This is a genomic window from Acetobacter okinawensis JCM 25146, from assembly GCF_000613865.1.
In the GTDB taxonomy this organism is placed as follows: Bacteria; Pseudomonadota; Alphaproteobacteria; order Acetobacterales; family Acetobacteraceae; genus Acetobacter; species Acetobacter okinawensis.
In genome coordinates this window covers 18,807-37,030 of the sequence record NZ_BAJU01000016.1, presented here as the reverse complement: position 1 = coordinate 37,030, position 18,224 = coordinate 18,807, and the positions used below count along the sequence as shown (strand labels likewise).

At 60.1% G+C, this 18,224-nt stretch carries 13 protein-coding genes and 3 pseudogenes; 13 read left to right on the top strand and 3 right to left on the bottom strand.

Annotated elements, in window-relative coordinates; genetic code table 11:
* Positions 1-52: 52 nt before the first annotated feature.
* The 4 genes and pseudogenes from JCM25146_RS18285 (at position 53) to JCM25146_RS18280 (ending at position 7,150) form a co-directional block, all read left to right on the top strand.
* Positions 53-2,919, top strand: a pseudogene (locus JCM25146_RS18285) (2-oxoglutarate dehydrogenase E1 component).
* A 109-nt stretch (positions 2,920-3,028) separates the two neighbouring features.
* Positions 3,029-4,243 (top strand): 2-oxoglutarate dehydrogenase complex dihydrolipoyllysine-residue succinyltransferase, encoded by a 1,215-nt coding sequence (gene odhB / locus JCM25146_RS08400; RefSeq protein WP_025827252.1) that lies wholly within the window; start codon positions 3,029-3,031, stop codon positions 4,241-4,243.
* An 89-nt stretch (positions 4,244-4,332) separates the two neighbouring features.
* The gene (lpdA, locus tag JCM25146_RS08395; protein ID WP_025827250.1) at positions 4,333-6,051 is read left to right on the top strand and encodes a dihydrolipoyl dehydrogenase; all 1,719 of its coding nucleotides are present in this window, start codon (positions 4,333-4,335) and stop codon (positions 6,049-6,051) included.
* A 64-nt stretch (positions 6,052-6,115) separates the two neighbouring features.
* Complete coding sequence (locus JCM25146_RS18280) at positions 6,116-7,150, top strand: L,D-transpeptidase (protein WP_242401012.1); 1,035 nt, start codon at positions 6,116-6,118, stop codon at positions 7,148-7,150.
* 47 nt (positions 7,151-7,197) lie between these two features.
* Here JCM25146_RS18280 and JCM25146_RS08385 read toward each other — a convergent pair whose 3' ends face one another.
* Positions 7,198-7,593: a DUF3597 domain-containing protein gene (locus JCM25146_RS08385; RefSeq protein WP_025827246.1), complete on the bottom strand. Its 396-nt coding sequence runs from the start codon at positions 7,591-7,593 to the stop codon at positions 7,198-7,200.
* A 368-nt stretch (positions 7,594-7,961) separates the two neighbouring features.
* Positions 7,962-9,249 (bottom strand): annotated as a pseudogene (gene ahcY / locus JCM25146_RS18275) (adenosylhomocysteinase).
* A 180-nt stretch (positions 9,250-9,429) separates the two neighbouring features.
* On the opposite strand from ahcY, the gene JCM25146_RS08375 reads away from it, so the two are divergent.
* Together JCM25146_RS08375 and JCM25146_RS08370 are read left to right on the top strand one after the other, a co-directional pair.
* A complete protein-coding gene (locus JCM25146_RS08375) occupies positions 9,430-10,134 on the top strand; it encodes a lysophospholipid acyltransferase family protein (RefSeq protein WP_025827244.1) in 705 nt (234 codons plus the stop codon).
* Between the two features lie 352 nt (positions 10,135-10,486).
* Positions 10,487-11,545: a DUF2125 domain-containing protein gene (locus JCM25146_RS08370; RefSeq protein ID WP_025827242.1), complete on the top strand. Its 1,059-nt coding sequence runs from the start codon at positions 10,487-10,489 to the stop codon at positions 11,543-11,545.
* A gap of 28 nt (positions 11,546-11,573) precedes the next feature.
* Here JCM25146_RS08370 and gloB read toward each other — a convergent pair.
* Positions 11,574-12,298: pseudogene (gene gloB, locus JCM25146_RS18270) on the bottom strand (hydroxyacylglutathione hydrolase).
* A 68-nt stretch (positions 12,299-12,366) separates the two neighbouring features.
* Between gloB and JCM25146_RS08360 the strand changes: the two are divergent.
* The 7 genes from JCM25146_RS08360 to JCM25146_RS23705 are packed head-to-tail and all read left to right on the top strand — an operon-like array spanning position 12,367 to position 18,163.
* On the top strand, positions 12,367-13,122 hold the full coding sequence (locus JCM25146_RS08360) for a methyltransferase domain-containing protein (protein WP_025827241.1): 756 nt from the start codon (positions 12,367-12,369) through the stop codon (positions 13,120-13,122).
* A 12-nt stretch (positions 13,123-13,134) separates the two neighbouring features.
* Entirely contained in the window at positions 13,135-14,928 is a 1,794-nt protein-coding gene (locus JCM25146_RS18265) for a hypothetical protein (protein ID WP_242401011.1), read from the top strand.
* Entirely contained in the window at positions 14,929-15,408 is a 480-nt protein-coding gene (locus JCM25146_RS20740) for a hypothetical protein (RefSeq protein WP_051544137.1), read from the top strand. It begins immediately after the preceding gene.
* On the top strand, positions 15,344-15,943 hold the full coding sequence (locus tag JCM25146_RS20735) for a hypothetical protein (protein ID WP_148299010.1): 600 nt from the start codon (positions 15,344-15,346) through the stop codon (positions 15,941-15,943). The genes JCM25146_RS20740 and JCM25146_RS20735 overlap by 65 nt, the downstream gene beginning before the upstream one ends.
* Positions 15,940-16,524, top strand: coding sequence for a hypothetical protein (locus JCM25146_RS08345; RefSeq protein ID WP_025827239.1), 585 nt, complete (start codon positions 15,940-15,942; stop codon positions 16,522-16,524). Before JCM25146_RS20735 ends, JCM25146_RS08345 begins: the two co-directional genes overlap by 4 nt.
* A complete protein-coding gene (locus tag JCM25146_RS08340; RefSeq protein WP_025827237.1) occupies positions 16,521-17,654 on the top strand; it encodes a hypothetical protein in 1,134 nt (377 codons plus the stop codon). Before JCM25146_RS08345 ends, JCM25146_RS08340 begins: the two co-directional genes overlap by 4 nt.
* Complete coding sequence (locus JCM25146_RS23705) at positions 17,654-18,163, top strand: hypothetical protein (RefSeq protein ID WP_242401010.1); 510 nt, start codon at positions 17,654-17,656, stop codon at positions 18,161-18,163. Before JCM25146_RS08340 ends, JCM25146_RS23705 begins: the two co-directional genes overlap by 1 nt.
* The last annotated feature ends 61 nt before the right edge of the window (positions 18,164-18,224 follow it).

Genomic DNA, 18,224 nt, shown 5'->3' with positions numbered 1-18,224 from the left:
ACAACATCTGGTCTGCGGCGCGTGAGCACCCCGCGACAGGGAGGAATGTGAGATGGCGGTATCGGATATGCTGGCAACCGCTCTGAACGGTGCCAATATCGCGTACCTTGCGGATTTGTATGCCCAATGGGCCAAGGATCCAAAAAGTGTAGATCCCTCCTTCGATATTCTCTTCAGCTCGCTGGGGGATGACGAGGCGGCCGTACTGCATGACGCGCTTGGTGCATCCTGGGCGCCGCGCCCGTCCATTATTACGGGGGAAGAGCCACCACCACCGGCCAAGGGCGGTCCCGCTGGCGGGCTTGCAGCACAGGATAGTCTGGCCATTGCCCGGCTGGTGCGCGCCTACCGCGAATTTGGCCATCTGGAAGCCACGCTGGACCCGCTGGGGCTCAAGGTTCCCGCCCCGCGTGCGGAGTTGGACCCGCAGACCTATGGCTTTGGCCCCAAGGACCTGAGCCGCGAGGTGTTTATTGGCTCCTTGCTCGAACCCCTGCTCAAGGGGCGCAGCACAGCCAGCGTTAAAGATGTTGTGGCCGCCCTGCGCGGTGTTTACTGCGGCAATATCGGGGCTGAATATCTGTATGCCCGCAATAGCGAGCAGCGTGAATGGTTCCGCAACCGGCTGGAAGGCGACAACTGGCAGCAAAATGTCAGCGTAGCCGAACGCAAAAGCATTCTCAAAAATCTGGCAGAAGCTGAAGGGTTCGAGGCTTTTTGCCAGAAGCGTTATGTGGGTGCCAAGCGCTTTGGCTGGAAGGGGGAGAAATCTCCATTCCCTCCCTGCACGCTATTGTGGACCAGTCTGCCGGGCAGGGTGTTGGCTCTGTCACTATTGGCATGGCGCACCGTGGCCGGTTGAACACGCTGGTTAACGTGGTGCGCAAACCCTACGTAGCCATTTTTAACGAATTCGCCGGTGGGTCCTTCAAGCCTGACAATGTGGAAGGCTCGGGGGACGTCAAATACCATCTGGGCTCTTCTGCCGATGTGGAGGTCAATGGGCGTTCGGTCCATATTTCCCTCCTGCCCAACCCCTCCCATCTGGAGGCGGTGGATACCGTTGTGCTGGGCAAGGTCCGCGCAACGCAGGATGATGCAGGTGATACGCAAAACCGCAGTGGCAGCATGGGTATTGTTATCCATGGTGATGCAGCATTTGCCGGTCAGGGCATTGTGTACGAAACCTTTGCCATGTCCCAGTTGCCCGGCTACCGCACGGGTGGAACCATCCATATGGTGGTCAACAACCAGATCGGCTTTACCACCAACCCGGAATGTGGGCATTCGGGCGTGTATGGCACGGACCTTGCCAAATCCATTGAAGCTCCGGTCCTGCATGTGAATGGGGATGATGCGGAGGCTGTTATCTATGCCTCGCGCCTTGCCGCAGATTACCGGCACGCTTTTGCCAGCGACATTGTGCTCGATATTGTCTGCTACCGCCGCCATGGCCACAACGAAACCGACGAGCCGGTCTTTACCCAGCCCGTCATGTACAAGGCCATTGCCAGCCACGAAACGCCCCATACCCTGTACGCACGCCGCGTGGTTGAAGCCGGTGCGATGACCGAGGCCGAAGCACAGGCCCAGTGGGATGCATTTCAGGACCGGCTGGAGGCCGACTACAAGGCCGCCGAGTCCTACAAGGTTAACAAGGCAGACTGGCTGGAAGGTGGCTGGAAAGGGCTGACCGCACCGGGGCAGAAGCCCGAACAGGCATGGCCCGAAACCGGTGTGGCCCTTGATGTGCTGCAAAAAATCGGCACGGCCATGACCACGGTGCCCGAAGGGTTTAACCTGAATTCCAAGATCGCGCGCCAGCTCAAGGCCAAGAGTGGCATGTTCAGCTCGGGTGAGGGGTTTGACTGGGCAACGGGTGAGGCTCTGGGTTTTGGCTCCCTGCTGCTGGAAGGCCACCGCGTGCGCCTGTCGGGTGAGGACTGCCAGCGTGGCACCTTCAGCCAGCGCCATGCCACATGGACCGATCAGGTCAACCAGACGCCCTGCACACCGCTCAATCATATTCAGGCTGATCAGGCAAAGATCGAAATCTGGAACTCGCTGCTGTCCGAATACGGCGTGCTGGGGTTTGAATACGGGTATTCCGTGCGCAACCCGCAAACGCTGGTGCTGTGGGAGGCGCAGTTCGGGGACTTTGCCAACTGTGCACAGGTTATTATTGACCAGTTCATTGCCTCGGGCGAGACCAAATGGCTGCGCATGTCCGGGCTGGTGCTGCTGCTGCCCCATGGGTACGAAGGGCAGGGGCCTGAACACTCCTCCGCCCGTCTGGAACGGTATCTCCAGCTCTGTGCTGAAGACAACATATTCGTGTGCAACATTACCACGCCTGCCAACTACTTCCATGCCCTGCGCCGCCAGCTCAAGCTGGATTACCGCAAGCCTCTGGTGCTGATGGAGCCCAAATCGCTGCTGCGGCACAAACTGGCTGTGTCCGCTCTGGCAGACTTTGGGCCGGGTACGCGCTTTAGCCCCGTTCTGCCGGAAGTCGATGCGCTGGGGCCGGATGCCAAGGTCCGCCGCGTGGTGCTCTGCTCGGGCAAGGTCTATTATGACCTGCTGGCCGCCCGGCGCGAAAAAGACATCAAGGATGTGGCTATCGTGCGTGTGGAGCAACTCTACCCCTTCCCCGAAGCAGCACTCGCAGCCGAACTAAAGCGTTATCCTGAAGCTGACATTGTCTGGTGTCAGGAAGAAACGGAAAACGGTGGCGCGTGGCACTTTGTGGATCGGCGTATTGAAAAATCCCTGACGCGGGCAGGCCATAAGGCCGGTCGTCCGCAATATGTGGGGCGTGCCGCTGCTGCCAGCCCGGCTACGGGTCTGGCCCGCATTCATGCTGCCGAACAGGCGGATCTGGTGGAGCGTGCCCTTGGGCTCAAGGCCGCACGCTGAGCAGGGTCTGGAATTTTAGAAAAATTGTCCGCCTTACGCGGAAGAAAAATCCTGTGTGGAAAAACCATTGCCCCACACAGGAGCTTTCTTGAGAAGAATGGGGAACAGGATGTCAGTCGAGATCAAGGTACCAACACTGGGCGAGAGCGTGACCACGGCAACCATTGCCAAATGGCTGAAGCAGCCCGGCGATGCGGTCAAGGAAGACGAGCCGGTCGTTGAACTTGAAACTGATAAGGTCAGTGTGGAAGTTGCAGCCCCTCAGGCAGGTGTGCTTGGCCCGCAGGCAGTCAAGGAAGGGGATGAGGTTGAGGTAGGAGCCCTGCTCGCAACCGTTGAACCCGGCAAGGCAGGGGCAGCCCCCGCAGCCAAGGCCGCCGCACCGGAAAAAAAGGTGGAAGCACCAGCCGCACCTGCAGCCAAACCCGCTGCCCCCGCGGTTGATTCTGCCGCCGCCCTGCCTGCTGCACGCAAGATCATGGCGGAAAATGGCCTGAACGCAGGGCAGGTTGGTCAGGGTAGCGGCCTTGGTGGGCGTATTACCAAGGGCGATGTGCTGGGCTTTTTGTCCCAGCCACAGGCGGCGGCCCCCGCCGCAGCGCCCAAGGCTGCCCGCAAGGATGACCCGCGTGAAGAACGCGTGAAGATGACCCGCCTGCGCCGCACCATTGCCCGTCGTCTGAAGGAAGCGCAGAACACGGCAGCCATGCTGACCACGTTCAACGAGATCGATATGTCTGGCGCCATGGCGCTGCGTGCCGAATTTCAGGACAGCTTTGTCAAAAAACATGGTGTGAAGCTGGGCTACATGTCCATCTTCTCCCGTGGGGTTATTGCAGCACTCAAGGAATTTCCCGCCATTAACGCTGAAATTGACGGCGAGGACGTGATTTACCGCGACTTCATCAACCTTGGTATTGCGGTTGGTGGCCCCAATGGTCTGGTTGTGCCAGTTATCCGCGATGCGGATAAAATGGGTTTTGCCCAGATTGAAAAAACCATCGCAGGTTTTGGCAAGGCTGCGCGTGAAGGTACGCTCAAGCTGGATGAACTCTCCGGCGGTACGTTCTCCATCACCAATGGCGGTATTTACGGCTCGCTGCTGTCCACCCCGATCCTGAACTCCCCGCAGTCGGGTATTCTGGGCATGCACTCCATTCAGGAACGCCCGGTTGCCGTAAACGGTCAGGTGGTTATTCGCCCCATGATGTATGTGGCCCTCTCCTACGATCACCGCATCGTGGATGGTAAGGAGGCTGTCAGCTTCCTTGTGCGGCTCAAACAGAATGTGGAAGACCCCCGCCGCCTGTTGATTGACGTCTGATCTGACACTGGCACAGGCCGGAGGCAGCATATATGCGGCGCTCCGGCCTTTCCTTTTTTGCAGACCCTAACGTGAGCGAGACAAGACCCATGCCGACCGAAATTAAAGTACCCACCCTTGGAGAAAGCGTAACCACCGCCACGGTAGGGAAGTGGCTGAAGCAGCCGGGTGAGACAGTCAGGGAAGACGAACCGGTGGTGGAGCTGGAAACGGACAAGGTGAGCGTGGAAGTGCCTGCACCTGCTGCCGGTCGGCTGGAAAACCACGCGGTAAAGGAAGGGGATGAGGTAGAAGTTGGCGCCGTGCTGGCCCTGCTCGAAGCCGGAGCGGCAGGCAAAACTGCCGCACCCGCAGCGCAGCCTGCACCCGCCGCTGCGGCTCCTGCACCCAAGGCGCAGGCACAGGCAGCCCCCCCGGCGCAGACGGATTACGATGTCGTGGTGATTGGTGCGGGGCCGGGTGGTTATGTCTGCGCTATTCGTGCCGCACAGCTCGGCTTTAAGGTGGCCTGCGTGGAAAAACGCGCAACTCTTGGCGGCACCTGCCTTAACGTTGGCTGCATTCCGTCCAAGGCGCTGCTCCAGTCCTCGGAAAACTACCACGCCGCTGGGCATGACTTTGCAGCCCATGGTGTGCTGATTGAGAGCGTTAAGCTTGATCTGGCCAAGATGCAGGCCCGCAAGGCCGACATTGTGGGTGCCAATGTGAAGGGCGTTGAATTCCTCTTCAAGAAAAACGGCATCACTTGGCTCAAGGGCCACGGCAAGGTGGAAGGCACGGGGCGGTTGAGTGTGGATGGCAAGCCGGTGACTGCCAAACACATCATCATTGCCAGCGGGAGCGATAGCGCCAACCTTGCAGGTATTGAGGTGGACGAAAAGGTGATTGTCACCTCTACGGGTGCGCTGGAACTGTCCGAGGTACCCAAGCGGCTGGTCGTAATTGGCGGCGGCGTGATCGGGCTGGAACTGGGCAGTGTGTGGCACCGCCTTGGTGCGGAAGTGACTGTGGTTGAATTCCTTGATCGTCTGGTACCCGGCACGGACAATGAAGTGGCTGCACAGTTCAAGAAACTGCTGACCAAGCAGGGCTTTAAAATGAAGCTGGGTCACAAGGTGACCAAAGCTGAAAAAACCAAAAAAGGCGTGGTGCTCAGCATAGAACCCTCCGCCGGTGGTGCTGTGGAAACACTGGAAGCCGACGTGGTTCTGGTCGCTGTTGGTCGCACGGCAGCCAGCAAGAACATGGGGCTGGAAGAAGCCGGCATTGCGCTGGACAAACGTGGCCGCGTGGAAGTGGACGCACATTACGCCACCAATGTCCCCGGTATTTATGCCATTGGGGACGTGATTGCAGGCCCCATGCTGGCCCACAAGGCGGAAGAGGAAGGCGTGGCTCTGGCCGAACTGCTGGCCGGTCAGGCGGGGCATGTCAATTACGACGCTATTCCCGGTGTGATCTACACATGGCCAGAAGTGGCCTCTGTCGGCTTTACGGAGGAGCAGCTCAAGGACAAGGGCGTTGCTTACAAAACCGGCAAATTCCCCTTCCTTGCCAACGGTCGGGCCCGCGCTCTGGGCATGACGGATGGCTTTGTCAAAGTGCTGGCAGACAAGCAGACAGACCGCGTGCTGGGTGTGCATATTATTGGCCCCGCCGCAGGTGAACTGATTGCTGAAGCCACAATGGCGATCGAGTTTGGTGCATCGGCCGAGGATATTGGCCGTGTCTGCCACGCGCACCCAACCCTGAGCGAAGCGGTTAAGGAAGCTGCACTGGGTGCAGATAACCGCTCCATCAACATCTGATAATTTTCTTATTGTTAGGACTAATGCCATACTCTCCCCCGTAGTTGCCTACGGGGGAGCATGTATGTGCAGGATTGGAAAACTGGCAGTCTGCTCGGCTATGGCTGGCAGTTTTCTTGCCATGGCCGATGTGCCCGGCGTATGGTGGCGTGGTGCGGGGGTGTTCCCTCAGGCTTATGCCGCCACACAACCCAGCCCCCAGCCAGATACAGTGGGGGATAGTGGCCTTGACCCCGATTATGCGGGGCAGGCAGGTGCTTCACAAACATCTTTCCCCCATCCTGCCGAACAGGGCGCTTCTCCGGTTGTAGCAATTGGGGAGGAGGAAGCGCGGCAGGAGGCTTGGGCGCTGACCTTGGCCTTCCGGCATGAAGTGCCAGTCGCTCTGGCGGTATCTGCTGCATATAAAGCGGCATGGGTGGCGCTGGCCCGGCAGCAACTTGAGCAGTCCGGCATTGTACTGGACCGGCCACAGGTGCTTGTTGTGGTGGATCGCAACCCCAAAGTGCAACGTCTGTGCCTGATTCTGGCTTTACCGGGCAGCAGTGCGGACTGGCAGGTCATAGGCAGCACCAAAGTGTCCACCGGCACAACAGGTCGGCAGTATTATTACATTACACCTACCGGGGTTTTTCCCAATTCGGCGCAGCGTCTTGGTTACCGGGCTTTGGGTACCAAGAACGAAAACGGCATTATGGGCAACGGCACCACCGGCATGCGCGTATGGGATTTTGGTTGGCAATGGGCGCAAAAAGGGTGGCTGCCAAGCCGGGACAAAGTGCAGATCCGGCTGGAAATGCATGCAACAGACCCGGTTTATCTGGAGCAGCGGCTCGGGCATACAGCCTCTGAGGGGTGTATCCGTATTCCATCATCATTGAATGTGTTTATTGACCGGCATGGCCTGCTTGATGCCGAATATGAGCAGAAAGCTAAAGTGGACCGCCGTTTTGCAGCCCTTTTGCGCAAAGACAGGGTCATCTCCTCCATAGCGGGTCTGTTTGTGGTGGTGGTGGATACGGCGGGTTATGCAACTACCCAGCCGGCAGATGCCCTTAAAAATGCAGAAACCCTGCACAGGCACGCCATGCAGGGTTAAAGCACTATAGTCCTCCCTCCAGAATGGTGTGCCGGAGGGATAGGGTCTTACAGGCCTGCGGGAATTTTGCCGCCGTTTTCTGCCAGTTTCTGGCGAACTTCCTTAATCAGCCAGATGTTCATGCTCGCGCTGTCTTCGGTATTGCCGGAGTAGGCGAGTTCTGCTGCCAGCTTTTTGCGGGCATCAAGCGAGCTATCCAGCCCCAGCAGCTTGAGCAGGTCCACAATGGACTCTTTCCAGTTCAGGTTCTGCCCGTTCTGTGCGGCAAGGCTACTCAGAACTGCGTCAACATTTACTGGGGTGCCAGCCGGGGGCACGGTGCCGGGGGCGGCGGTTGCTGCTGCGCTGGGTTGCTGGTTGGCATTGGCGGGGGAGGTCGTATCGGGCGTTGCGGCTTTGGCGTGATGAAAAATTGCGGACAGAATGGAACCAAAAATGCTCATGCTCAAAAATCCTTTTGTTATGGGCCGTGTGGTCTTGTCTGGCAGGGTAGCCTGATAAATCTGTCAGCAAAGAGACAGTTTTGCGTAAAGTCTGTGGTGTTGTGCGTGTGCACGGCCATGCCGCGCGCAGTGTAGCGCAAGGAGCCGCGTCGTGCATTGCTGTTTTGGGGCCGATGCCCGCAAAGCATCATCTTCCGCCCAGCAGGGGGGACGGATTTAAGAGCCATAATACATTGGCCGAAGCATTTGCAGGGAGGAGATGGCGTGTGACGTGTTGCCGCAGGAGTTTGCGTGCGACAGAGCGTCTATATCTCAAGAAAAGCTGCCGGGGAGGCAGTTCAGCGCCCCCGGCAGCCGTTCAGGCAGGCTTAGTAGCGGTATTCTTCGTGTTTGAAGGGGCCGCTGACTGGAACGTCAATGTATTTGGCCTGTGTTTCGCTCAGCTTGCTCAGCTGCGCGCCAACCTTGGCAGATGCAGGGCTGCAACTTTTTCGTCCAGCTTTTTGGGCAGGGTGTAAACCTTGACCTCGTACTTGCCTTCCGGAGCTGTCCACAGTTCGATCTGGGCCAGTGTCTGGTTGGTAAAGGACGCGGACATGACAAAGGACGGGTGGCCGGTTGCGTTGCCCAGATTGACCAGACGGCCTTCGGACAGAACAATCAGGCGCTTGCCATCGGGGAACACCACCTCATCAACCTGCGGTTTGATGTTGTCCCATGTGAAGTTGCGCAGCCCGCCGATCTGGATTTCGGAGTCAAAGTGGCCGATGTTGCACACAATGGCGCGGTTTTTCATGGCGCGCATGTGGTCAACGGTAATGACGTCCACGTTGCCGGTTGCGGTAACAAAAATGTCCCCACGCGGTGCGGCGTCTTCCATGGTGACCACTTCGTAGCCTTCCATGGCGGCCTGCAGGGCGCAGATCGGGTCAACTTCGGTTACCAGCACGCGGCAGCTGCATTGCGCAGGGAGGCGGCGGAGCCTTTGCCCACGTCACCATAACCGGCAACAACGGCAACCTTGCCAGCCATCATGACGTCGGTGCCACGGCGGATGGCGTCCACCAGACTTTCGCGGCAGCCGTACAGGTTATCAAACTTGGACTTGGTAACGCTGTCGTTCACGTTGATGGCGGGGACCTTCAGCGTGCCTTTTTTCTGCATTTCCCACAGACGGTGCACACCTGTTGTGGTTTCCTCCGACAGACCCTTAACCTGCGCCAGCAGTTCGGGGTACTGGTCATGCATCATGACCGTCAGGTCGCCGCCGTCATCGAGGATCATGTTCGGGGTCCAGCCATCGGGGCCCTGAATGGTCTGCTCGATACACCAGTTGAATTCGTCTTCTGTCAGGCCTTTCCATGCAAACACGGGAATGCCAGCCGCAGCAATGGCCGCAGCCGCATGGTCCTGCGTGGAGAAAATGTTGCAAGAAGACCAGCGCACGGTAGCGCCAAGAGCGACCAGCGTTTCGATCAGAACCGCAGTCTGGATGGTCATGTGCAGGCAGCCTGCAATACGTGCGCCTTTAAGGGGCTGGCTTGCGCCATATTCCTCGCGCAGCGCCATGAGACCGGGCATTTCGCCTTCCGCAATGGAAATTTCCTTGCGACCCCATTCGGCCAGCGAGAGGTCCTTTACCTTGTAGTCGCTCATATTATCCTGTCTTTCTATGCAAAGTGCTGGTTTGCTATACAGCCATAGCGGGCCATAGGCCAGACGCAACAGGTATGGCTGCTCTGGCTTTGTATGGTTTTCCTTGCCGGAGTCGTGGTTTTTGGGTGGCCAGCATGGCGGGGCAAGGGCTGGTGTGCTGGGTGTAACGGGTTGGTTTTTATGGCTGTTCTACGTTCCGTCATGTTTAATGTCGTGGCTTTTGTACTGACCGGGGTCATGGGCGTTGGCGCGTTGCCCATTCGCTGGTTCATGCCCGGGCGTGCGCTGGCTTATGCCAGATTGTGGTCGCGGCTGGTACTGTGGCTGTTCCGCTCCATCTGTGGGGTGCGTGTGTGCATCAGTGGGCTGGAATATCTGCCAAAGTCCGGCCCGGCCCTTATCGCATCTCAGCACCAGTCCGCATTTGATACACTGGTGTGGATGCTCCTCCTCCCCCGCCCGTGTTATGTGATGAAAGGGGAATTAACCCGTATTCCCCTGCTCGGGCCCATGCTGGTGCTGACGGGCATGATGCCCGTGGAGCGCGCAGCCGGAGCGCGGGCTATGCGCCTGCTGCTGGCCGGGACGGACAAGGCCGTTGCGGACAACCGCCAGATTGTCATTTTCCCCGAGGGAACGCGCACCCTGCCGGGTGAGCAGGTGGCGCTCAAACCCGGTATTGCCGCCATGTCCAGCCATACCGGTTTGCCGGTTATTCCCGTAGCCACAAATTCCGGCCTGTTCTGGGGGCGCAATGCGTTTGTCAAACGCTCTGGCGTGCTGCACGTATGCATAGGCCCCGCTGTTGGTCCTGCCAAAAGGGTTGTGCTGCTTGAAGAAATTGAGAAGAGCTGGCGTGCGCTGGAGCAGGATTGGGTTCAGTAAACGTGCTGACAGGCAGGGTATGGAAGGGGATAAAGTTCTTCGCTCTGTGGATAACTTTGTGGAGTATGGTCGGCTCCACAAAAGGGGTATGGCAGTAAAACGGCTGGATTTACTGGCGGGATCAAAGTAAATCGGATTGAATTCTTTTGCTTGTGCCAAGAGTTCCTGATAAGGATTTTTTAAAATATCCTTACTTCAAAAGGGAATTTTTTGTTTTATGTGCGCTTTTGTTTTGTCGACAAAACTGGCCGTGGTAAGGGGTAAGTCGTTATCAGGCGGGGGATGTCCACTCATGTTATGGGGGTGTGGATAACTTTGCGCGACAGGCGGAAGACTGCCATTTGAGGTGGGGATGAAGCACTTTGTAAAACCGGCCCTTGGCGTGTTGTCGGCGGTGTTGCTGCTTGGCGGCGGACTGGGTGTATTTAACTGGAAGAGCCAGCAGTATCTGAACCAGCTTGTCACCCATCCTTCCGGTTTGTGCCAGATTGCTTACCAGAGCCGGCAACGTGCAGGGGGGCTTTTGGGGAGCAGGCTGGTGCTGCGTGGTGTGCAGGTGGCCTGCGCACCCAGCACACATGCCGGGCCTGCCCCACGTGCTGTGGAATACACGGCCAGCACTGTTACGCTGGAGGCCGTGCCATGGCACCCCATGCAGGTGCGCATGCAACTGGGGGGAGCGCAGTCCCTGAGTGTGCCGTATGAGCATGATGGCGTGGAAGACAGGCGTGTGTTTGTGCTTGAGGGCAGCCCTGTGGCCGTTGTGCTGCCTGTGCGCTCGTGGCCTGCCGGGCGGGCCACCTTTACGGCGCCCTTTGTGCATTTGCGCGCCTCGGGCGTGAGCATGACCAATGTGCAGGGCGAATGGCTGTGGAACACGCAGGCCACGTTTCAGGCCAGTGTGCTGGGTCTTTCCCTCTCTGTTGCGCAGATGAGTGTTCCCACGTGGCCCCAGCATCTGGAGAACGTCAAGGCTGCCTTTTCCATGCCCGGCCCATATGAGCGTTTGCGTGTGCTGGAGGAGGAGGAGGAAAGTGGGCAGGCCATCTGGCCGGAACTGCTTGTGCAAAAAGCCTCGGCGGACTGGAACGGCCTCAGGCTGGGGGTGACAGGGCATGTGCGTGGTGGCCATGCTACGGCTGTGACCGGGGATTTCTGGCTTACGGTCAGGGACTGGAAGCCCTTTTTGGAGCGGTTGCACCCCGAAAAAATCCTGCCTCCCCAACAGGCGGCGGCCTTTAAGGACATGCTGGAAGACATGATCGACCGGGGGGACAGGTCCGGCGGCAAGCTTGTTCTGTCGCTCTCGGCACGGAATGGGTATGTGTATATGGGCGCTATGCCGCTGGAGCAGCTACTGCCGGTTGTACGGCTGGTTCAGCCTGACACCGGTGCTGCCTCTGCGCAATAAAGCCCCGGTACCGGCATATAGTGGGTTGTTAGAAAACGTCTTTTTGCTTGCGCAGGGTGGCAAGGGTTTGTGCGGAACCTGCCCGTAGGAACGGGTTTGTCGCACGCTCCTGCCCCAGTGTGGAGGGTACGGTTGGCAGGCCTTTGTCGCGCAGGGTCCGTACCTCCTGCGTTCGGGCGGCCAGAGCCTGGTTGTCGGGGTCCACATGCCGGGCAAAAAGGGCGTTGGAGGCTGTGTATTCATGCCCGCAGCACACAAGGGTCTGTTCTGGCAGGTCGTGTAGCCTACCAAGCTTGCAAACATCTGTTCCGCCGTGCCTTCAAACAGGCGGCCACACCCCAGACTGAACAGGACATCCCCGCAGAACAGGGCCGGGGGCTGGTCAAAATAATAGGCAATATGCCCCAGCGTATGCCCCGGCATGGCCAGAACCTGCCCGGTACTTTGGCCAAGTTCAATCCGGTCATTATCGTTCAGGGCCAGATCAAGGTGGGGCATGCGGTGCTGTTCGGCAGCAGGGCCTGCCACTTTGGCATTGTAGCGTGCGCGCAGGGCATCTGTGCCGCCAATATGGTCCTGATGGTGGTGGGTCAGCAGAATAAAGTCCAGCCTGCCGCCCTCCTTCTCCAGTGCGCGTTCTATGGCTGTGGCTTCGCCGGGGTCCACAACAGCGGTTATGCCGGTTGCCTCATCCCGCACGAACCACGCGTAATTGTCACTCAGAACCGGGATGGCGCGGATGGTAAGGGGCATGGGGGCCTCGTGCTCTGGTTGGGGGCTGGTCATGGCTTTGGTTGGCTAACATATGATAGGCATGAACCATGCAGAATGCCACGTTGCGCGAAGAAAGCTTTTACGGGACTCCATCGGGCCGGGTGTGTGTAAGCCTGCTGGGCGAGCGTTTGCGGTGGTTCTGGCCCGAGCTGGCAAACCAGTCCGTTCTGGGGCTTGGTTCTGGCGGGGCCATGCCGTACCTGCATACGCTGGGAGATAGCACGACCCTGCGGATAGGGGCATGCCTTGGCAGTGGCCGGGTGGACATGGCGTTGCAGCACGGCCAGACATGTGTTGTGGACCCGGCGGGTCTGCCGTTTGAGGAGCAGAAGTTTGACCGGATTGTGCTTGTGCACGCCTTGCATGGGCGGGAAAATCCACTGACCCTGCTCCGTTCAGCAGCCCGCGTGCTCAAGGATGATGGGCGGCTGCTTATGGTTGTCCCCAGTCGGCTGGGGGGGCGGGCACGGTTGCGGCGCACACCCTTTGCGCGGGATGCGGCGTTTACGCGCTCCAAGTTGCGGCAGGTGCTGGCCGGGGCCATGCTGCGGGCCGAGCAATGGGATGAGGCCGTGTTTTTGCCAGCCAGTCAGGCGTGCCGCACGCTCAGGCGGGGCAGGCGGATGGATATTGCGGGCAAGGTGCTTTGTCCGGGCGGGGGGAGTCTTATTCTGGTTGAGGCCGTGCCGGATATTTATTCGGCCCTGTCTTTGCCAGTGCAGCTTAAAAAAGGGTGGTTCGCACGCATGCGTCTGCCCGCAGCCGGTATGGCAGGTGCGTCCAGATCGGGAAAAACGCCCTAACCACGGTGGTGCGTGGCTGAACAGATTGTATTGTGCCTGCACTCATGGTGTTATCCGCCGGTTTTGTGTTCACTGTCTTTGGGGCCGGGTTCCATTCTTCTTTCTATCATTCTTTGTGGCCTGCTTCTGGTGCTGGTGTGGCTGGGTGTTTTTGCGGTCGTGCCCAACGCGCTTTTGCGTGGGGTGGCGTTCTGGCGGGCCGAAATTCTGGTGGGGCTGTGGGTCCTTGCTGGCGGGCTGGCGCTGGGTGGTGCCTCTTTTCGGGTGGAAGGGGAGCTGGGGTGGTTCCCTGTATTCGGGGCGGATGGACCATCCTTGCCCATGCTGGCCATTCTGGCCTGCGTAGGAGCGTTGGTGGGCCGGGGGCGTGCGGGTGTTGCCTGCGTACTGGCCTGTCTGGGCGTGCTGGCGCTTTCGCCTTTGGTGTTTGGTCTGTTTACGGGTACGGCGCTTGTGCTGCTCTGCGGGCGTGGCAAGCGTGGTCTGTGCCTGCCTTTTGCGGTGCTTCCCGCCTGTATTCCTGCTGACAGTGCTCTGTCCGTGCCGTTGCTGGGGGTCATGGTGCTGCTTATAGGGTGGGCGGTTAGTGTCCAGCGAGGTCCGCTGGCTGTTCTGCCCGCCTGTATTGGCCTGTTCCTGCTTGGCCGTCTGCTGGCGGAGGTTGGGGAGCTGCCCCTGTTTTCTCAGGCTGTGCTGCTGCTGTGTGGGGGTTTTGTGGCGTGCGCAGGGCTGGCGCAGGCCATGCGCAGCCAGCAGGGCATGGCACTGGTGGCGGGTTTGGCGGCGTGCTGGTATGGCATGCTGGTCTTTGCACTTGTGCTGGCTCTGGCCTCCCCTCTGGGTGGGGCAGACACGTTTCGTACAACGGTCATTCTGGGCATGGGTGCGCCTGTTGTTGCACTTCTGGGGCTGCTGTGGGTTGCCCAGAAGCAGGAAGCAGGTGGGGCTGCGGGGCTGATGAGTACCACCCGTAGCCGGTGGCTGCTGTGGGGGCTTCTGGCCCAGTGTTCCATATTGCCGCCATGCGGTGGCTTTGCCGTTCTATGGACGGCCTTGGCCGGGGGCGAGTATTCGGTCGAGGCGACGCAGCCGGTCATGGCGTTGCTGGCCGTTGTGCTGATGGTATTTTTTGTAGCCCTTGTGGGCATGTTCAATGCCGGGCTGGTGCGGGCGGGTCTGATGTTCCTGCCCGCTCAGGGGCAGGGAGCAGGCACACCGTCTGCCATGGTCCTGCCTTTGTGGGTCTGTGCGTTGCTGTCCTGTGTGCTGGCATTTTTGCCCGGTATCTGGTTGTTTGTGGCGGACCATCTTGTCGTAGGCCCCCCTCTGCCGCCCGCCACATGGCAGGACATGCTTGCCGTGCATTTTGCTGGGCATACGGCCAGCCTGACCCCTCTGCTGGTTCTGGTGGGGGTAGGGCTGGCTTTGCTGGTTACGGGTGTGCTTGTGCGGTTGTTTGGTTTTGTGCCCATGGCTCCAGTGGCGCGGCAGGTTGCCCCGTGGCGGCAGGGTGCCCCGCTGTGTGAGCAGGACATGGCCACATCTGTTGCGCAGGCAGAGAGACACACCGTGGTGGATGCCCTGCCACTGTGGTCCGCGTGGCGTGGTTTTTTTTCCACGCCTGCGGCTGTTACGGCTTTGCGTGGGCGGGGGCAGGGGAGTGCCCTGTTCCGCCGTGGTACGGTTTTGTGGCGCTACGGGCGCAGGAGCCTGTTTGTGGCCGTCGGCTGGTGCGAGGCACAGGGCATGGTTCTTATCCTGCTCCTGGATGGGGGCAGGGCTGCTGGCGGGGCTGTTTGTGGGTAAATGACGCATTCTTTCCCCTTGGGCTGGGCCTTTCTTTTTTTGCCATTTGCCATGCTGCAAACACTGGCCATGGTCATGGCTGCTCCGTGGCTGACGGGCCTGGTTGGCCGCTTGTCTGGGCGTTTGTCTGGTGTGTCCTCTTTTCCCGTCATGGGGCGTTGGCAGGACATTGGCCACCAGTTCCGCCGTCCCCGGTTGGGAGGAGATACAGGAACATTGCGCGCTGTGGCCTGTGCGGGTGCACTGGTTCTGGCGGTGCTGGGGTGTGGGTTAACGCCCGCATTTACGCTTGTTGTGCCGGGCCTGCCCGCTCCGGGGCTGCTGCTGATTTGCTGTGTGTTGGTTCTGGCCCTTGTGTTGCTGAATGTACTGCGTGCTTGGTGGCGGATTGGGGGCGGTACAGGGTGCGCGCGCCATGCTGGGGACCTTGCTGCTACTCCCTGCGCTGGTGCCGGTTTTTCTGCTCTGCGGAGCACGTGATTTTTCAGACTTTCTGGCCACGGTGCATGGGCTTTCCCCCGTGACGGATGGCGCACCTTACGTGCTGGCCGGGGTTGCCCTGTTTTTGGTGCCTGCATTGGCATGGCCTGTGCAGGACCACCAGCTGGCTCTGCTGGCCGGGCCAGAGCGCGCTATGTGGTTATGGGCTGCGGATTGCGTGCAGATGGCTTGGGTTGTGCTGGCGCTGGATATGGCATGGCCCGGAGTTCTTGCTTTGCCGGATGACGGGGCAATGGAGCCATGGTTGAGCCAGTGTCTTGCTGATTTTGCCATTTGGGGGGGCAAACTCCTGTTTGCCGCTTTGCTGCTGGCCTTTGTCCGGCTGGTTGTGCTGCCGCCCTTAAGGCTGGCGCGTGTCCGGCTTGTCAGTATTTTTCTGCTTGGCGTGCTGGCCTTGCAGGTTACATGGTCTGTCCACCCCCCGCAGGATATGCGCGAGGCAGGGGCCGCGTCTGCCACTGTGCAGGATGGGGCTCAGGCTGCCACCACTGGTGTGGAGGATATGTCGCCATGACCCTGCTCGCCATTCTTGTGCCACTCGTGGCTTTGTGCGTTGTTGCGCGGGGTGTGGGCTTTCTGCTGCTGGTGGGGGTCGTGACCGCCCTTGCCATGCTGGTGGATGGTCTGGCCCCGTTGCAGGAGGTCGGGGCCGGTCTGGCATTGCTGTTTGCCATACCGCCGCAGGTTTTTCTGGCCCGTTACCAGCATGACGCCACGCTTGAGCGTAGTGGCGCTGCAGTGCCATTTTTTGCGCTGGGGCTCATGGTGCTGTTGCTGCTGGCCTGTGGGCGTGCGGGCAGCACGGTTTTTCCCGCAGGGTTATGCACCATGGTTGCGGGGCTGGTGGCTGTTGTGTGCCGCCAGAGCATGGTCTGGCAATGGGCGGGGCTGCTGACCTGTATTGAGGGCGTACTGCTGTCTGCCGTGCTGGGCCGCCAGCCTGTGGTGCTGGGTGTAGCTGCACTGGCCGGGGCTGTGGTGCTGCTGCTGGGGGGGATGTGTATCCACCGCATTATGCCCCGCCTTGTTGCCGTGCGTGCTGCCGGGCGGCATGGCAGGCGCACAGGTCCGGCTGGCGGAGGAAGCAACACATGAGCGCTGGCATGGAAGCCGCGGTCTTTCTGGCAGCTCTGGCCTTTGTGTGGCCTTTTCTCGGGGCTGTTGTGGTGGCGGCCCTCCCGGCTCCGCATAGCCGGGAGGTTGCCATATGGATGGCGGCTCTGGGCTGTGTGCTTTCGGTGATCGTGTTTACATTCCCCTCGGTTGGGGGAGGTGCCAGTGGCTGGGATGATGACCCGGTGCAACGGGCTGGCCGCGTTATGCTGGCGTTTGGCCTGCTGCTTATGGTGCTGGAAAACGGCATTCAGCCAGACCGCCTGCTCCGCAGCCTGCCACATGTGTGTACTGCGCTGGCGGGGCTTGCCTGCGTTGCCCCCGAACCTGCGGTGGGGCTGGGTATTCTGGAACTGGCACTGGCGTGGGGTGTTTTTGTTTTCACCCGCCCTGCCGGGCAGGCCAAAACCGGGTGGGGGCTGATCCGCACCGGCTCGGTGGGGACGGTGCTTGTGCTCTCCGGTCTGTTGTTGCCGCAGGGGAGCGTCGTGTCGGGCCTGATGATGGCCTGCGGCCTTGTCATTTTAACCGGGCTGGCCCCGTTTGGTCAGTTCTGGCGTGATGAGAACGATAGCTTTCTGTTCCTCCCCTTTGCGGGTGCGTCCATTCTGCTGGCCATGCGTTTGCGCGGGCATGGCGGTATGGCGTTTGAAATGGCTTTGGTGGCGGCGGGCCTTGTCTCGGTCTGGCTAACGGCCTGCGCAGGCCGCTCGCGCGACAGGCAAAGGTTGTTCCGCACCTTTCCATCAGCGTTGGCGCTTATGGCGGTGGGGGTGGAGGCGGATGTTGCGGCCCTGCTGTTCCTGTGTGGGTGGTGTCTGGCCGGGGGGAACCGTAGCGGGCGTGGCTGGGCGGTAAATGTTCTGGCGTGCTTCCCCCCCGGTGCGCCGTTTGTGGGGTGCCTGCTTCTGCTTTCCGTCATGACCGACTGGTCGTGGTCTGTTGCGGTGCTGACCGTATGCGGCATTCTGGCCGCCGTGCTGCGCGCCGTACCTGACCGCGAGGCGGCGCGCCTGTTCTGGCCGGAGGATACGGCCGGGCGTGTGGCGTGCTCTGTTCTTACGGTCATGGGTTTTCTGGTGCCGCTGGCCATGATGCTCGGAGCGTTCTGATGGATGTTGTCGCCCATATTCAGGCCGGGGAGCAGACGGACACGCCATGGCGCTTCCGGCTGGATGAATTGGCCTGGCGGGACATGGTGGATCTGCTCAGGCATGATGATCTACTTGTCGGCCTGTGGTGCGATGGGGTGGATGTGCATGCCCTGTTTCTGCCCGATGGCTACCCGCTTGCAGCAACACTGGCGCTGGAGGGCGGGCGCTACCCGGCTCTCTCCCCCGCTCGGGTTGCCTCCAGCCTGTATGAGCGTGCGATTTACGACCTGTATGGCGCAGAGGCCATGTGGGCGGTGGATGTACGCCCCCTGCTAGACCATGACGTCTGGTCCGCAACCGCGCCTTTGTCCTCTGCCCCCGGGCGCGGCGGGCAACACAAGGGGCTTGTGAGCTTCCAGCCATCCGATGCCATGAGTGCCGCCAAGGGCCGGTCGATGGGCGCGGACCAGCAACGGGTGGTCTGGCCCCGCCGTTTTATACGCGGCTTGTTCTGTCCGGTTCTTTAGTCGCCTGTGGTGAAACACAGACAGGGTATGCTCATCGCGGGGTTGCCGCACGTGCGCGCCA

What these genes read in the sequence shown, in the direction of transcription:
- odhB (WP_025827252.1), top strand. Translation starts at nt 3,029, where the DNA reads ATGTCAGTCGAGATCAAGGTACCAACACTGGGCGAGAGCGTGACCACG.
- lpdA (WP_025827250.1), top strand. Translation starts at nt 4,333, where the DNA reads ATGCCGACCGAAATTAAAGTACCCACCCTTGGAGAAAGCGTAACCACC.
- JCM25146_RS18280 (WP_242401012.1), top strand. Translation starts at nt 6,116, where the DNA reads ATGTGCAGGATTGGAAAACTGGCAGTCTGCTCGGCTATGGCTGGCAGT.
- JCM25146_RS08385 (WP_025827246.1), bottom strand. Translation starts at nt 7,593, where the DNA reads ATGAGCATTTTTGGTTCCATTCTGTCCGCAATTTTTCATCACGCCAAA.
- JCM25146_RS08375 (WP_025827244.1), top strand. Translation starts at nt 9,430, where the DNA reads ATGGCTGTTCTACGTTCCGTCATGTTTAATGTCGTGGCTTTTGTACTG.
- JCM25146_RS08370 (WP_025827242.1), top strand. Translation starts at nt 10,487, where the DNA reads ATGAAGCACTTTGTAAAACCGGCCCTTGGCGTGTTGTCGGCGGTGTTG.
- JCM25146_RS08360 (WP_025827241.1), top strand. Translation starts at nt 12,367, where the DNA reads ATGCAGAATGCCACGTTGCGCGAAGAAAGCTTTTACGGGACTCCATCG.
- JCM25146_RS20740 (WP_051544137.1), top strand. Translation starts at nt 14,929, where the DNA reads ATGACGCATTCTTTCCCCTTGGGCTGGGCCTTTCTTTTTTTGCCATTT.
- JCM25146_RS20735 (WP_148299010.1), top strand. Translation starts at nt 15,344, where the DNA reads ATGCTGGGGACCTTGCTGCTACTCCCTGCGCTGGTGCCGGTTTTTCTG.
- JCM25146_RS08345 (WP_025827239.1), top strand. Translation starts at nt 15,940, where the DNA reads ATGACCCTGCTCGCCATTCTTGTGCCACTCGTGGCTTTGTGCGTTGTT.
- JCM25146_RS08340 (WP_025827237.1), top strand. Translation starts at nt 16,521, where the DNA reads ATGAGCGCTGGCATGGAAGCCGCGGTCTTTCTGGCAGCTCTGGCCTTT.
- JCM25146_RS23705 (WP_242401010.1), top strand. Translation starts at nt 17,654, where the DNA reads ATGGATGTTGTCGCCCATATTCAGGCCGGGGAGCAGACGGACACGCCA.